A 15,023-nucleotide genomic window follows, 5' to 3' on the forward strand; every position below is an offset into this window, starting at 1 on the left:
AAAATCCCCACCTTCTCTCGCCAACCTTTGCACCACGGGCCTTTGCGGCCCGTTGCCCGGCCGTTGGTATGGAAGTTGTAAAGCCCCTCTGCAACTGACCCACCCCCAAGGGGCAGGCACTTCGATAGAGGGATTAACTCATGCACCCTTTACTGTCCAAAACCGCGACCGTCCTGGTCGTGAGCGCCCTGGCCCAGGGCATGGCCCAGGCCGCTCTGTTCGCCGTCGATCCCGGACCCTATGCCCCGGCGACCGGCGGATTTGCCAGCTGGTATCAGGACACCCACGGACGCACCCTGGACCTGTGCCTGTCCAAAGCGCTCAGTTCGCGGGTGCCGAGCACGCCCGGCGCGCCTTCGTACATGTGCTCGCTGATCCCTGCGCCCGGCGTGTTCGACGACACCCAGCCGATTGTCTTCCCGGGCAATTTTCCCGACGAAGCGTTCTGGTTCACCGCCGACGGCACCGTGGTCGATGCAGCCCGGGGCATCAATCTGTCCTACGGCTCGGCCGTGGAAGCGGCGTTCAGTGGTGGCGATCCGGTGGAAGGCGACCAGATCAGCTTCGCCCGCATCCGCATCCGGGTCGATGTGCCCACCGCCGGTACTTATGTGATCACTCACCCATATGGCGTCGAAGTATTCAACGTCGACACCCCCGGTCGTCGCGCGATCAACATGACCCGCGACATCGGCATCGGCAGCCCGAAAACCTACGACGGCGCGCTCAAGGGGGACGTCGGGCCGTTCCTGCGCAGCGTCAACGGGCCCTACACCGAAACCAATCCGGTGAGCGGCGGCGCCGAACAGTTCGTCGGCGACCCGAACCTTGAAGAAGCGGTGACCGGCAGCCCGTTCAACACCAACTACCTGCGCATCGAAGGCCCCGGCGGGATCGACCTGCGTACCACGGTGTTTGCGGTTTCCGGCAAGTTGTCGACGGTGGTTCGACCCACGCCGTTGATCACCGAGCGCAGTACCTATTCGCGCAAACCCGGCGACAGCGCCCCGGTGGCCCAACAAGACGTGTTCGTCAAAGCCCCGCCCGCCCCGGCCACCGTCGCGGTCACCAGCAGCACACCGGTGCTCAACCTCAAGGAGGCCGACAGCACCGGCAGCTGGTACGCGCAATCGCAGGTCAATCCAACCCTGCCGGCCACCTTGCAAGTGACCGCCGACAACCACCTGGCTATCGCCACCAGTTCGCCGACCACCCTGCCCATGGCCTTGACCGACCTGGTGGTGATCCAGCGCGCCGAGTACAGCCTGAGTTCCGGGCAACTGACCGTGGTGGCCTCGACCAGTGACGAAACTTCGCCACCGGTGCTCACCGCCACCTCCGGCACCGGCGCCGCCATTGGAGCCCTCGGCGGTGACGGTGCAGTGAAAACCCTGGCCACCGGGATCTCGCCGATTCCGCCGGCCAGGGTCCGGGTGACGTCGTCCAACGGCGGCAGCGATACCGAAGAAGTGGTCATCGTGCAATGAACGCTCACATGCCCAGATCCGCATCAGGAGGCATCATGAACAAGTGGCCACGCTTCGCGCTCAACGCGCTCGGGCTGACAATCTCGCTGACCGGCAGTGCGTTCGCGCAACTGGCCGCCGTCGATCCCGGCCCCTACACCTTCGCCACCGGGAAATTCCCGATGTGGTACCAGGACAACAACCTGCTGTCGATGGAGCTGTGCCAGTCGCGCGCCGCCAGCTCGCGAGTGCCGGCTGCCACCCCGCCGGCGTACATGTGCACCCTGCTGCCGGAGCCGGGGATTTTCGACGATACGCTGCCGATGGTCTTCCCCGACAACTGGCCGCCGGAAGCCTTCTGGTTCCTGGCGGAAACCAACATCCCCAACAACGGCGCCGGTTTCGGAATGGACGCTTACGTCGCCGGGATCGAAGCGGCATTCGCCTCGGGAAACCCGGTGGACGGTGATCAGCAGAGCTTTGCGCGGATCCGTATCCGGGTGAACGTGCCCGTGGCCGGCACCTACACCATCACCCACCCGTACGGTGTCGAAACGGTCACCGTCACCACGCCAGGCCGGCGGGCAATCAACATCACCAAGGACGTCGGCATCGGCGCCCCGGGTAACTTCAGCGGTGCGCTCAACGGCGCCATCGGGCCGTTCCTGCGCAGCATCAACGGGCCCTACACCGAGGTGAATCCGGACACCGGCAACATCGAAACCTTCGTCGGTGACCCGAACCTCACCGAAGCGGTGACCGGCAGTCCGTTCAACACCAACTTCGTGCGGATCGACGGTCCCTCAGGCGCAGGCTCGATTCAGACCACCCTGTTCACCGTCGCCGGCAAGGTCCTCGACAACCGTCAGCAAACACAGGTCGCCCTTGATCGCGCCACCTATCGCCGGACGTCGGCCGGCGTGCGTACCGAAGTGTTCGCCAAGGCTGACAGCAGCTCGACCCTGTGCTTCCGCGAAACGTTGGCGCTGCTGCCCGGCCCACCGAAGACGCCGTGCCAGACCAGCCTGTTGGGTGACAACAACGGCCTGTTCTTCGGCCAGCGTCTGGGTAACGGCACGCTGCCGTCGGTGGTGGTCGTGACCGCGACCAACCCGGCCGGGACGACGCGCCCGACCTCGGTCTCTGCCAAGCTCACCGACGTTGTGAAAATCCAGACCGCGCGCTACAGCTGGGCCAATCACAGCCTGCTGATCGAAGCCACGTCGACCGATGAAGTCGCCGTGCCGGACATGGTCGCCCAAGGCTACGGTCGCCTGTCGAAGACCGGCACCCTGCAAAAAATCACTGTCGCCGACCTGACCCAGCCACCGGCTACTGTCACGGTCAAATCCGCCGCCGGCGGCAGCGACACCGAGCCGGTGGTAGTTGTCGGCAACGCGCCGGACACCGGTGAAAACCAGGCGCCGCTGTCCGTCGCCGACACCGGCAGCACCAGCTTCGGCGTGCCGATCACCCTCAACGTGCTGGCCAACGACAACGACCCGGACGGCAACGTACCGCTGACCATCACCGCGCTGACTCAACCGCCAGCCGGCCAGGGCACCGTGGCCCTGAACGGCACCACGTCGGTGGTCTACACCCCTCCAGCCGTGGTCAACGCACCGCTGACCACGACCTTCACCTACAAGGCTCAGGACAGCAAAGGCCTGGCCTCGGTGAACCCGGCCACGGTGACCATCAGCGTTGCACCGAACCGGCCACCGACCGCCGTTGCCGACAGCGTCGCAACGCTGGGCGTGGCGATCCCGATCAACGTCCTGGCCAACGACACCGATCCGGAAGGCAACGTGCCGCTGGGCGTCGCCAGCCTGACCCAGCCGCCGGCAGGACGTGGCACGGTCAGCACCGACGGCACGGTGATCACCTACACCCCACCGGCCACCGTGACCACCGCGTTCACCACGACCTTCACCTACATCGCCCGGGACAGCTTCGGCGCCCTGTCGACGCCGGCCACGGTCACTGTGCAAGTGTCGCCACGACCAGCAGCGGAAACCTTCACGATCACCACCTCGACCGTGCAGGCCCGTTCCGGCAACCGCTTCAACTGGGACTTCGCCGGCACCTCCTCGGTGACCACCGGCAACACCATCACCGTGCAGGTCACCACCCCGACCGGGCTGGTCACCCTCGGCACGACGACGGTACCGGTCACCGGACGCTGGCGGCTGACGCTGAACAACACGACGGTGGTGCCATCGGCCAACCCGACCGCCACGATTCGCTCGTCCCAGGGCACCGTTCGCACCATCTCGGTGACCACGCTGTAAGGCTGCGCCCCGCCTGCTTTCGGGTTGGCGGGGCAACGCTCGACGCTTAACGCCACACAGGACAACGCCATGAACACGCCGACCGCCGCCCTGCTTTGCCTGCTCGCCCTGTGCGGCAGTGCGGGCGTGCGCGCCGACGACCTGATGGACAACGACGACCTGGCGCCCTCCGCCGACCTTGGTGAACTGCCGCCCCCAGTGGGCCAGCAAGCCCTGATCGACCAGAACGGCCAGGCCAACCTCGCCCTGCTCTCGCAGAACGGTCAGTCGCTGCTTGGAAAGATCGTGCAATCGGGCAGCAATCAGGAAGCGTACATCCTGCAACAAGGCAGCGACCTGATGGCCTTGATCACGCAAAACGGTTCCGGCAACGCCGCATCGATCACCCAGAACGGCAGCCACAACCGCGCGCAGATTTCGCAAAACGGCAACAACAACGACGCCAGCATCGAGCAGGCCGGCACGGGGCTGCAAAGCGCCGTGACCCAGTCGGGCAACGGCATGAGCGTTTCGGTCAAGCAATATCGCTAAGCACTGCAATCATCGGAGAGTTCATCATGTTCAAACTGACGCCCCTCACCGCCGCCATCCTGGTCATGATCAGTGCCCAGGCCATGGCCGACGACAGCCTGTCCACCCAGAGCCAGGTCGGCACTGCCAACATCGCCGATGTAAAGCAGACCCAGGCCCCGTTCAGCAGCGCCACCCAGACCCAACTGGGCCAGGGCAACGACGCCGCCGCCGTGCAAGACCATGCCAGCAGCGTCATCACCCAGGACGCGGTCGGCGACTACAACGCCGCCTATGCCGAACAACTTTACGAAGACAACGGCACCATCACCCAGCAACAGACCGGCGCCTTCAACACCACCCACGCCAGCCAGTCGCTGGGCTTCGGCTCACCCAACACCGCCCTGCAACAGCAGCAAGGCACCGGCAACTTCTCGTTCGTCTACCAGGACTCGCAAAACGGCAGCGAAGGCAAGACCTTCCAGTTCGGCGACAGCAACGAAGCCAACATCGAGCAACTGTACGAAGGCAGCGGCAACAGCTCGGTGATCACCCAATACGGCACCGCCAACTACGGCACCGCCGAACAGGTCACCCACAACGGCGGGCAGATCGGCATCAACCAGGCCGGCGAAAACAACTACGGCTACGGCGACCAGCGCAACGGCACCGGCGGCAACATCACCATCAACCAGTTCGGCAACCTCAACGGCACCGAGATCTGGCAGGACTCGCAACTGGCCAGCCAGGCCACCGTCAACCAGTTCGGCGACAGCAACGAAACCGTGGTCGACCAGAGCTACGGCGAAAACAACACCGCCGCCGTCACCCAGGTCGGCAACACCAACGCCATCTACGCCGACCAGTTCGAGTCGGTCAATTCGACCCTGGCGCTGTATCAAGTCGGCAACGGCAACGTGCACTACACCTACCAGAGCGGCGACGGCCACACACTCAACGCCACCTCCGTGGGCAACGACAACAAGGTCTACGCCAGCAACTGGAAAGGCCCGCAACACGGTGGCCAGTTCGGCAGCAACCAGCGCGCCACAGTCAATCAGGCCGGCAACGGCAACATCGCCAGCTTCACCCAGGACGGCGTCGGCCACGTCATGACCACTCACCAGACCGGGACCGGCAACAAAACCACAGTCAGTCAGGCCGATTCCTACAACGAGCTGTACTTCGACCAGAACGGCAGCGACAACATCCTGATCTCCGACCAACGCGGCACCACCAACCTGGCCCAAGGCACCTCGAACGGCTCGGGCAACAGCACCGAATTCGACCAGTCCGGCACCGGCAACCAGGCCTACACCGCGCAGCTGTATGGCAGCGACAACATGATCACGGTCAAACAAGCTGACACCATGAACGTGGCGTACGTGACCCAGGGCGGGACCGGGAACATTGCCAATGTGGATCAGAGCGGGATGACTCAGACGGCGAATATTCAACAGTTCGGGTCGGCTAACCAGGCGACGGTTTTGCAGCAGTAGGTGTTGGGTGTTGGAAAACCGCGACCTGTTGAGGGTCGCGGTTTTTTTTGCGCTGACGCTTGAGTGGCGTCCTACGGAAAACGGAACGTTTTCAGAAATTCGAGGAGTTTTCTGACGAATTCTGGCGGTTGGCCGTCGGAAGTGCAGGCTCTAGGATTTGCCGGGACAACTTGATCCCCACGGAGCTCGGCCTACATGCAATTCATCCAGACAGCGACGACAGCCACACCGTTACCGAATAGACTTCCAGGCACCAAACCCGGAGGTTCCATGATCGACCCGTCTTTGATCGACCCACTGTGCCCGGTTGTTTCGGATCTTGCTCCTGAGGAACAGGCTGCGAGTTATGACCGTTGGTTTCGGGCCGAAGTACAGGCCTCTCTCGATGATCCGCGTCCGAGTATTCCCCATGAGCAAGTGATGGAGGAAATAAACGCCTTGATGGAATCAATGCGCAAAAGCGCGGATGCAGATTAAGTGGCGACCCAAGGCTAGGGTCGAACTCTCGAAAATACTGAAGTACATTGGCGAGCGAAATTTTGTAGCGGCGACTGCACTTCACAAGTCCGTCGTAAAAACTACATCTTCACTTTCCTGGCATCCACACCTGTATCGAAAAGGTCGTTCTCCCGGTACTCGGGAGATTGTTGTAAGCCCGAACTATCTCGTCGTTTATCAAGTGGCGGACCACATTGAGATTGTGAGCATCTTGCACGCGCGTCAGGAATACCCTAGACGCGACCTCAATTAAGATCGCTTACTCGTCCCAACACAAGAAACCGTGCTTCCCGTGGAGGTACGGTTTTTTTTATCTCAGTACTCAGTTAACTGAGATGAAATATGCGACTTATAGCGGCTCGAGCCTTCTTGCCGTCTGCCTCGTAAAGCCCCTGCAACAAAGCCTGATCAGTTAACCGATGGAGGCGAAAATGGTTGTAGAGGGCTTGTCCCAATCGCTGGTTATCAAAAAAACCCATTTCCCACAGGCCCAAAAATTCTGCATAGGCTGCGCTGTCGATTTCCAGTGGTGGTGAACGGTCCATGCACTCCTCAAAAATAGTCAGTCGTCAGGAAGCCTTAGAGTAGCCAAAATCGGCATCGCGCTTTTCTACTTTTCGCATTGCCACCGGAAAGCACTTACCCCGCCTCATGTTTTCTTCGTTTTTCCTCCATCAGGGCCAACATTTCAACCATCACCTGCTCATTCGGAATGCTGGGTCGTGGGTCATCGATTGAAGCCTGTACTTTGGCACGCAACCAGCGGTCGTAGCTGGCGGCCTGCTCTTCGCTTTCGAAATCTGAAACGATTGTGGAGATCAGGGGATCCATGGTGACTCCAATTTAAATGTGAAGAACGCGACCTCGTTCTTGGGGTCGCGTTCTTTTTTGTTTCTGAAGCTTCTCAAGCTATTGGGGAGTATCTAATGGTCTCTCCGGACGGATCAAAGAACCGACCCAATCCAGCACTGTTTGATGGTCAATTACCCGATCTGCATCCACATCGTCCATTGCCTCTGAGGTAAGTCGACTATGTTCTGATTCGAAGGGGCTTGGTTTCTGTATCGAGCTATTCATCGTTCAGCTCGACGTGATCCAAGGCCTGATTCACGGCCAGCTCACTCAGCATGAGGATCTGCGCGATACCCAGCGCGGTCTTGCGGTGGGCGGGGTCGAGGGCGGCGGCGAAGTTGTTGAGCATTTCGCTGGCGGAGCCCAGGGACTCGCAGGCGTTGGCGAGCAGGGATTCGGTGTTGTAGGCCGGGTTGGCGAGGTACATCGGGGCGGGTTCGTTGACGCTGCCCATGATGTGGGCGCCGGGGCAAAGGTAATGGTCCAGGGCGCGTTCGGCGGCTTCGTGGAGTTTTTTCGAGTTGATGGAGGTGTATGGGGAGGTTGGGTCGGTTTCGAGACTGGCTTGGTTTTCGGGTGGGTTGGGTGTTGGTTTTTTCATGGTTATTTCGTCCTCATTGATGGTTGCAGCCGGCCCAATCGACTTCCAGGAAGAATGGGTGGCAGCTGTACGCGGGCTGGAAATCCGGGGAGAACGCGACCCGGCAGACATAAATGTCTCCCGCGCACAGCCGCCATAACAGCGTGCACACAATGAAGGTGCGCAAGCATACGTTATGAAAAGCGATTTCGCTTTCTCGCACATCCGGGTTTCCAGACCCGATCGCTGAATTGGCAGCGACCAAAACAGGCTAGAGCCCGCGCTTCCGACGGACAACCTGAAAACCTTGTGGGAAGGATCGTTAAAACAGACACAACTTTTAAACATTCAAGAATGGAACGCGGAGCGTCCCGGGCTGCATTCCCACGCGGAGCGTGGGAACGATCAAAGCAAAAGCAATCCGCTTTCCGCTTCTCACCACTCAACACAATGAGCGTTAGCTCGAGTACCGCTCTTGACGTGCTGGCCCCATCGGAAGGCTGAGTGGAGGGATTTATCCGGGGGTGGGAGCGCAGCGACCGTTCGACGAAGTCGAACACATCGAGAGGAGGTGCAGCGAAGCAAACCGGAGGCGATGCCCCCCGGATGAATCCCGGAGCGAAGGAACCCCGAGCCCCAGCGAGGGGCCGAACGCCGGGGCCCAGACCTTTGGTTACTTTGGGGCGTTTGCCAAAGTGACCCGCTGTAAGAGCGGAACCGCCAGTCGCAACACCCAAAAAAACGGATATACACACAACCCCAAAAGAACCTGGTCGGCCCAAAGGCCGCCAAGTTCACTCCGCCTCAGGATCCACCTTGTTCTGAGTCAAATACCGATTCAAGGTCTCATCCCCCGCAGGCGAAGAATTATCCCCAGCAACCTGCCACAACCGCCGCTCAATCCCCTGCGCCAGCAAATGCCCCACCGCCGCCTCGATCGCCGACAGCACACACAACTGAGCCGGTTCATTGGTCGTGTACCCCGCCTCCGCCTCGAGCAACTTCTTGAACTCGATAAACTTGAACACCCCGGCACTGCGCGCCACCGAGTAAATCGTCTTGCTGGTCATCACATTCGCCAACACCTGCCCGCTACGAACATCCACCGCGCGCAAATTCACGGTCACCTGATCCACCCGATACTCCCGGGACAGATCGATCCCCAGATACCGCGCCCCTTCCCCACCGCTGCGCACATTGGTGTCATAAGCGATGATCCCGCCCTCGAGCATCATGTTCGCCGCCTGCAACGGCGGCAGCTCGGCCTGGATATTCACCGGCGTATTCGGCTTCTTCTGCGAGGCACGAATGATCTTGCGTTCGGTCAGCAGGTTCTGCAGCCCTTCCCGCTCCAGCACCACAAACCAGCCGCTGGCCTGCAAGGCATCCATCAACATCGACGCCGCGCCCTGGGTGACGCTGGTCGAAAACGAACTCGCCGGCGTCGGTTTGTACTGCCCGGTCTGGTCACGGAAGCCGTACACCACCGCCATCAAGCGGCCCTTGGGCCGAGGCATTTTCAGCAAGTCGTAGTAGGTCGAGGCCCTGGGGGTCAGGGTCGGAGTGTCGGTGTCCTGCTCGGCCGACATCGGCTCGCGCAGACCACACCCTTGCAATGCTGCCAACATCAGCCCTAGCGCTATTATTTTTTTCATGTCCTGCACTCCCCGGAACCGTCATCCCGTCATGGGTTGAGGCCGTTCACCTTGATTTCAGAAACCTCGCCGCTCGCTCGGTCGGTCACTTCAATCGAGAGTGCCCCCGAGTCGTCGACGACGTTGACGATAAAAGCGTCGGTGGACAGGCTCCCCGTGTTGCCGGTGGAGATGTTGTCCAGCAGTTGCCCTAGCAACCGCGACTGCAATTGACTGGTGAAACGTTCGAGCGCCGAAGTGCCGGCCACCGTCGTGCGTTTCTTGAGGTCTGGATCGTCGAAATCGTTTTGCGCCTGGGCGTTGTTGAGCAACCAGGTGCCGTTGAGCGGGTTGCCGCCGAACGACGGGTTGACCGGCGTGTAGACCAGTTCAGTGGCCTGGACGGCGGCGGCGCTGGCAAGCCCGATCAACAACCCCGGAATCCAGAATCCGCGGCGCCGTGAGAACGTTGTCGTGTTCATAGTTCGTCCTTCTCAAGGTCGGTGGTGTCCTGCAACAGGGCTTCCAGCTTGCGCCGGACGACCTCCAGGCGAACCGAGTCGGCGGCCTCGTAGGCCTCGTCCTTCAGTTCTACGGTGTTCGGCGGCAGGAAGCGCCGATACACCAGGCGTTGCTGATATTCCACGGTCACCAGGCTGCCCCAGCGCGCGTCGGGACGCTCGCGCACCACCAGGTTGAAATCCATCGGGCTGGTGTCGCGCAGGCGTTCGCTGAACGAGTAGTAAAAGTTGTGGCCGATGTGCGAGATCGTGTCGTCGACGATGAAGCCCATCATTTCGTCTTCCTCGGCGGCGCTGGCGCAGCACGCCACGGCCGCGAGGATCAACGCGCACCACCATTGGCGGCTCATGGCTGCAATGCCTGCGGCAGGGCCGACTGGCCTTTGACCGGGGACCCGTTGCCAGGGCCGGTGCCATCGAGGAAGGCCTTTTCAGCCACGAACTGCCAGTCCGAATAACGCTGCATGCCTTCGAAATCCGACCATTGCGACGGGAAGTCCGCCTGCTTCAACGGCACCTCGGTGGACGGGCTGTTGAGACCAGTGATGCGTCCATCGAAGCCCCGTTGCAGCGCCCATTCACCGCCGCCAATCGGGTCCGGATAGAGCTGGCGCAGGTGATGCCGTGGCTCAGGAAAACGTTCGTCCTGCAGCAGGTCAGCCAGTTCTTTCGGGTACTGCGCCAGCCCCGGCGAACTACGGTAGTAGCTGCGCAGCGCCTGGGCATATTGAGTGCCGACCCACAGCAGTTGCTTCTCGCGGTCGCGGCGCGACACGGTCGACCACAACTCACCGGCACTGGCCAGGCCCATGCCCATGATCACTATCAGGAACAGCACGCCCAGGTAGGTGAACCCACCCTGCTCCACGCGCTTACCACTCGGAATACTGGCTGCCATCACGCGCCCTCCCGGTAGCACCGCTCTTGATATCCGCCACGCCGCCCGCCACACCTTCCGGCGGCGCGACGAGCACCCACTGGTCATTGCGCTCGGTGATCGGGTCCAGTGGCGCATTGCGCAGGTAACGCTGTTCGACCAGTTGCTCGATGGAATCGGGATAACGCCCGGTGTCGCCGTAGTAATGATCCAGCGCCTCGCGCATGGCCGACAGGCTCTGGTGCAACGTGGTCTCTTTCGAGGCCTCAAGGCTGTTGAAATAGCGCGGCAAGGCGATGGTCATCAGGGTCGCGATGATCGCCATCACCACCATCAGTTCGAGCAAGGTAAAACCCTTTTCCCGGCGCATGAGAGTCACCACTCGCGGTAAGCGATGCCGTTGAGGCCACGGCCCCTGGCGTGGGAGTAGACGTCGAACACGTCTTCGCCATCGCGCGGGTTCTGGGCTGAACTGTCGTAGGCCCGCAGGCCCCAACCGCCGTTGTCGTCACGCTTGGCCGGCACCAGCGGATCGCGGGGTATCCGGCGCAGAAAGTAGAACTTGGCACCCTTGGCGCTGCGCACGTCGCGCACGCCTTCGACCAGCACTTTAAGATTCGGCGGGTAGCCGCTGCTGTTCAGCGATTTCTCGATGTAGCCGGCATCGAAGGCACGCTTGTAGGCGTCGATGCCATCGCGAATCTGATACAGCGCCGTGCGCAGTTCCTGCTCCTTGCCACGCCGTACCAGGGTCTCGGTCAGCGGCGCGGCCATGCCGGCCAGCAGGCCGATCAGGGCTAGCGTCACCACGACTTCGATCAAGGTAAAACCGCGTTGGGAGGCGTTCATGATCAAGGCTTCTCGACGGTGACACGGGTGGTTGCCACGGCGGCATCACCGATGGCGCGAGGCTGCGCGGCAGGTGCCGGCATCACGAAGTTCTGCGAGCGATCCGGTGCCTGGATGTGCATGCTGGTTTCGGTGCCGGTCGGGAACTCCATGTCCGACGGGCTCTGGTACGGCAGGTTGCGCACGATCCGTGGGGTGATCGACAGCACCAGTTCTGATTTGCCGATGGTGTCCTTGTTGCTGCCGAACAAACGGCCCAGACCGGGAATGTCGCCGAGGCCCGGAATCTTGTTGCCAGTGGCGCCATGGTCGTTGCGTACCAGACCGGCAAGGATCTGCGTTTCACCGTCGTGCAGGCGCAGCGAGGTCTGCGCGTTGCGGGTATCGACCTGCACCGGGATCGTGCCCTGACGGGTCGGTTCCAGCGGCGTGGCGTTACTCACTTCCAGGGCGATCTTGATCGCCACTTCGTTGTTCAGGTGCACGGTCGGGGTCACTTCAAGCTTCAGACCGACATCCAGATACGTGACGCTTTCGGTGATCACCGGCCCTTGCGTGGACGGCACCGAGGTGGCGCTGATGATCGGCACGCGCTGCCCGATGTGAATGCGCGCCTGCTCACGGTTGCTGACGCGAATCACCGGGCTGGCGAGGGTGTTGATGTCGTTGTCCTGTGCGTTGATCTTGGCCTGCGGCGATGGCCCGATCGAGATGCGGTCGGAGTTGATGCCCTTGAGCTGGCCCAGCAGCGTGACGGGCGAACCGTCGCTGTTAAGCACGCCGAAGGTGCTCGGCCATTGCAGACCCAGATCGAGAATGCGCTGGGTGGCAACCTCCATCACTTCCACTTCCAGCACCACTTCGGGGTTTGACTGATCCTGGGATTGCAGGAGCTTCTCGGCCATGCGGATTGCGTCTTCGGTGTCGCGCATGGTCAGGGTGTTCAGGCGCTCATCGACGAACACGTCGCGGGTCTTGAGCATGGTCTTGATCATGTTCAGCGCGGTGTTGGCATCGATGCTGGTCAGGTAGAAGGTGCGCATCACGAGCTCTTGATAGTCCTTGAGCTTCTGCGGCGAGTCCGGGTAGATCAGCAAGGTGTTTTCGTTCACCACTTTCTGGTGCAGCTGATTCTGTTGCAGCAGCAAGGCCACCGCGTCTTCGATGCGCACGTCACGTACGAAGATCGTGGCTTTCATGTCCGGGCGCAGGTCCTTGTCGAAGATGAAATTCAACCCGGCGACCTGCGACAGCACTTCGAAAATGGTCTTGAGGTTGGCGTCGCGAAATTCCAGGGTCACCGGGCGATCGAGCCGGGTGCGCAGCTGCGGGTACTGGATCACGTTGCGGCTCTGCACCAGGCGGATGTTGCCTTGCAGCTCCAGCGCGCCGTCGTTTTTCGGGTCGAGTTCGAGGATCTGTTTGACCTGGCGGTCGGCACCATAGATGTCGCCCCGGCGCAGGTCGCCACGGGCCAGCTCAAGTTTCTCGTCCATGCTGCGCAGGTAGTCGAGCTGACGCAGGGCATCCTGGGCGCGACGGTTGTTCGGCTCGATGGTCAGCACCCGGCTGTAGGCCAGGCGTGCGTTGGCGAAATCGCGGCGGGCGCGGTCGGTGTCGCCGGAAGTCAGCAACGCGGTGATCGCCTTGGCCCGGCCGCTGTTGAGCAGCAGGTGCAGCTCGGTGTCGCGAGGATTTTCCCGCAAGCCTTCCTGGATCCGGGCCAGGCCCGCCTCGTACTGGCCCTGATCGATCAGGTCGGAAGCCTCCTTGTTGGCGACCTGTGCGGTGCTGCACGCGGCCAGCCCGGCGCACAGGCCAAGGCTCATCAGCAAACGGGATCTGTTCATTGCGTACTCCCCACAGACAAGGTCTGCGACAAATGCAGAGGCAGGTAGACCAGGCTCAGTTCCAGCTCGGAAATGCCGGTGATCTTCCAGGTGTCGTCGATCACATCCCCATTGCGCACGACGTAGATTTTTTCGCCGACCTGCAAAAACACTTGCAGGTCGCTGCGGTCATGCAGGCGGCCGACGAACTGGAACGGCACCGGTGGCAGGCTCGGGGCTTGCACCACCGGGGTCAGGTTGACGGGTTGTTCGGTGACGCTGGCCAGGGTCGGCGCAGCCTTCCAGGATTTGGCGGCGAACAGGTCGCCCGCCGGGCTCAAGTCCTTGATCGGGGCTGCGCCTGCCTTGGCGCTGCTGGCCGGCAAGGCGCCACGGGCGGTGGCTTTGGCCGTGGTCGAGACGGCGACGTCAGGAGCGTCCGCGTCGTCGCCCGGCGAAAAATATTCGGGCAACCAGGCCAGCGCCGCCGCCACGCCGAAGAACGCCACCCACCCTGTTACGCGCTTGGTGTTCATCACGACCTCGACAGGTAAAGGGTCATACGGATCCGGCCGTTGAGGTCGGTGTCGGCGATCTTCTTGCGTTGAAACTCGACGTCTTCCACTACTACCGCCGGCAACTGGCCGAGCAACGCATGCAGGAAGCGGCGCAGTTGCGGGTAGCTGCCGCGCACCGGCAGCAGGATCTGGTAGCGCGCCAGATGAGTCTTGGGATCGACGCCGAGGGCGTATTCGCCGCGCGCCAGGGTGATGTGTTCCTGCGCCGCCAACGCGTAGATGCGGTCGATGGCGACGGTGGCTTGCGGCTGGGCCGGCAGCTTGTTGCGAAAATCATCGAGCTGACGTTGCGGCACCACCGGCGGCGCAATGCTGCCGTCCTCGACCTTGGCCAGGTACTCGGTGGCCTCCTGGGTCTGCTGGCTGAGCTGTTGCAGCGACTGCCAGCCCGGCAGCAAACCGCCGAGCGCCCAGGCGACGCTGATCAGCAGCAGCGCCGACCCGGCCAGGCCTGGAACGCCGAGGCCCTGCAGGTATTCGTGGACGATCAGTCTAGGGATTCGCATCGCCCATCTCCCAGGTTGCCGACAGGTTGAACTGAACCGGTTGCTCCGGCGATTTGACGACGATTTCGTGGCTCAGCAGCGACACGTCGGACAGCTCGTCACTGGCCTCCAGCCGTTTGTGGAAATCCAGCATCGCTTGCAGATCCCGCGCCTCGGCGCTGATCCGCACCTGCCCTTTGCGCGCATCCGGGGTCAGGGTCAGCAAGGCGATGTCATCACGGGGCATGGCTTCGAGCATGGCGAACAGGCGTTCCCAGGGGCGGCGCAACTGCTGCGAGACCTTGCGCATTTCGGCGAGGTTCTGCGCCTGCTCACGGGTTTCCGCCGGGCTCAAGGTTGTTTTGGCGCCGCTGTCGCCGGTGAGCTGGCGCTGGGTGTGCTGCAAGTGACCTTGCTGCTGTTCGGCCTGATCGCCCAGGTGCTGCTGGACGCCGAAGCACACCAGCGCAAGGAACACACCGCCGCCGAGCAGGCTCCAGCCCAACGGGCCGGAACGCGGACGGGGCTGGAAATCGAGGTTCAAGGCGCGCATC

19 protein-coding genes are annotated in these 15,023 nt (G+C 62.0%); 6 read left to right on the forward strand and 13 right to left on the reverse strand.

The features are described from left to right. Window positions 1-140 precede the first annotated feature (140 nt). The 6 genes from AC07NR_RS03360 (at window position 141) to AC07NR_RS03385 (ending at window position 6,517) form a co-directional block, all read left to right on the forward strand. Window positions 141-1,487 (forward strand): hypothetical protein, encoded by a 1,347-nt coding sequence (locus tag AC07NR_RS03360; protein ID WP_495077799.1) that lies wholly within the window; start codon window positions 141-143, stop codon window positions 1,485-1,487. A gap of 35 nt (window positions 1,488-1,522) precedes the next feature. Then, window positions 1,523-3,757 (forward strand): Ig-like domain-containing protein, encoded by a 2,235-nt coding sequence (locus AC07NR_RS03365; protein WP_495077800.1) that lies wholly within the window; start codon window positions 1,523-1,525, stop codon window positions 3,755-3,757. Between the two features lie 69 nt (window positions 3,758-3,826). Further along, window positions 3,827-4,288 carry a curlin gene (locus AC07NR_RS03370; protein WP_248738852.1) on the forward strand — a complete coding sequence of 154 codons (462 nt, stop codon included), beginning with the start codon at window positions 3,827-3,829 and terminating at the stop codon, window positions 4,286-4,288. A 26-nt stretch (window positions 4,289-4,314) separates the two neighbouring features. Beyond that, a complete protein-coding gene (locus tag AC07NR_RS03375; protein ID WP_495077801.1) occupies window positions 4,315-5,766 on the forward strand; it encodes a curlin in 1,452 nt (483 codons plus the stop codon). A gap of 270 nt (window positions 5,767-6,036) precedes the next feature. Further along, the gene (gene relB / locus AC07NR_RS03380) at window positions 6,037-6,243 is read left to right on the forward strand and encodes a type II toxin-antitoxin system RelB family antitoxin (RefSeq protein WP_134826193.1); all 207 of its coding nucleotides are present in this window, start codon (window positions 6,037-6,039) and stop codon (window positions 6,241-6,243) included. Then, complete coding sequence (locus tag AC07NR_RS03385) at window positions 6,233-6,517, forward strand: type II toxin-antitoxin system RelE/ParE family toxin (protein ID WP_423205300.1); 285 nt, start codon at window positions 6,233-6,235, stop codon at window positions 6,515-6,517. The genes relB (AC07NR_RS03380) and AC07NR_RS03385 overlap by 11 nt, the downstream gene beginning before the upstream one ends. A 73-nt stretch (window positions 6,518-6,590) precedes the next feature. On the opposite strand, the gene AC07NR_RS03390 is transcribed toward AC07NR_RS03385, so the two are convergent. The 13 genes from AC07NR_RS03390 to AC07NR_RS03450 form a co-directional block, all read right to left on the reverse strand. Continuing rightward, window positions 6,591-6,809: a hypothetical protein gene (locus tag AC07NR_RS03390; protein ID WP_495077802.1), complete on the reverse strand. Its 219-nt coding sequence runs from the start codon at window positions 6,807-6,809 to the stop codon at window positions 6,591-6,593. A 94-nt stretch (window positions 6,810-6,903) separates the two neighbouring features. Further along, window positions 6,904-7,095, reverse strand: a complete 192-nt coding sequence (gene relB / locus AC07NR_RS03395; RefSeq protein WP_495077803.1) for a type II toxin-antitoxin system RelB family antitoxin — start codon at window positions 7,093-7,095, stop codon at window positions 6,904-6,906. A 238-nt stretch (window positions 7,096-7,333) separates the two neighbouring features. Beyond that, entirely contained in the window at window positions 7,334-7,717 is a 384-nt protein-coding gene (locus AC07NR_RS03400; protein ID WP_495077804.1) for a DUF6124 family protein, read from the reverse strand. Between the two features lie 773 nt (window positions 7,718-8,490). Further along, the gene (locus AC07NR_RS03405; protein ID WP_273537123.1) at window positions 8,491-9,351 is read right to left on the reverse strand and encodes a CsgG/HfaB family protein; all 861 of its coding nucleotides are present in this window, start codon (window positions 9,349-9,351) and stop codon (window positions 8,491-8,493) included. 29 nt (window positions 9,352-9,380) lie between these two features. Next, window positions 9,381-9,812: a curli assembly protein CsgF gene (locus tag AC07NR_RS03410; protein ID WP_495077805.1), complete on the reverse strand. Its 432-nt coding sequence runs from the start codon at window positions 9,810-9,812 to the stop codon at window positions 9,381-9,383. After that, window positions 9,809-10,201 carry a curli production assembly/transport protein CsgE gene (gene csgE / locus AC07NR_RS03415; RefSeq protein WP_495077806.1) on the reverse strand — a complete coding sequence of 131 codons (393 nt, stop codon included), beginning with the start codon at window positions 10,199-10,201 and terminating at the stop codon, window positions 9,809-9,811. Before csgE ends, AC07NR_RS03410 begins: the two co-directional genes overlap by 4 nt. After that, window positions 10,198-10,749 (reverse strand): type II secretion system protein, encoded by a 552-nt coding sequence (locus tag AC07NR_RS03420; RefSeq protein WP_495077807.1) that lies wholly within the window; start codon window positions 10,747-10,749, stop codon window positions 10,198-10,200. The genes csgE and AC07NR_RS03420 overlap by 4 nt, the downstream gene beginning before the upstream one ends. Beyond that, window positions 10,724-11,098 carry a type II secretion system protein gene (locus AC07NR_RS03425; protein ID WP_096821322.1) on the reverse strand — a complete coding sequence of 125 codons (375 nt, stop codon included), beginning with the start codon at window positions 11,096-11,098 and terminating at the stop codon, window positions 10,724-10,726. The genes AC07NR_RS03420 and AC07NR_RS03425 overlap by 26 nt, the downstream gene beginning before the upstream one ends. Window positions 11,099-11,103: 5 nt before the next feature. Next, complete coding sequence (locus AC07NR_RS03430) at window positions 11,104-11,577, reverse strand: type II secretion system protein (protein WP_085712076.1); 474 nt, start codon at window positions 11,575-11,577, stop codon at window positions 11,104-11,106. Window positions 11,578-11,579: 2 nt separating this feature from the next. Then, on the reverse strand, window positions 11,580-13,427 hold the full coding sequence (locus AC07NR_RS03435; RefSeq protein WP_495077808.1) for a secretin GspD/PilQ domain-containing protein: 1,848 nt from the start codon (window positions 13,425-13,427) through the stop codon (window positions 11,580-11,582). After that, complete coding sequence (locus AC07NR_RS03440; RefSeq protein ID WP_495077809.1) at window positions 13,424-13,942, reverse strand: hypothetical protein; 519 nt, start codon at window positions 13,940-13,942, stop codon at window positions 13,424-13,426. Before AC07NR_RS03440 ends, AC07NR_RS03435 begins: the two co-directional genes overlap by 4 nt. Further along, window positions 13,942-14,490, reverse strand: coding sequence for a GspMb/PilO family protein (locus AC07NR_RS03445; protein WP_248738840.1), 549 nt, complete (start codon window positions 14,488-14,490; stop codon window positions 13,942-13,944). The genes AC07NR_RS03440 and AC07NR_RS03445 overlap by 1 nt, the downstream gene beginning before the upstream one ends. Then, a complete protein-coding gene (locus AC07NR_RS03450) occupies window positions 14,477-15,022 on the reverse strand; it encodes a PilN domain-containing protein (protein WP_248738839.1) in 546 nt (181 codons plus the stop codon). The genes AC07NR_RS03445 and AC07NR_RS03450 overlap by 14 nt, the downstream gene beginning before the upstream one ends. Window position 15,023: the final 1 nt, after the last annotated feature.

This window comes from Pseudomonas sp. GW821-FHT09C09 (genome assembly GCF_059418105.1).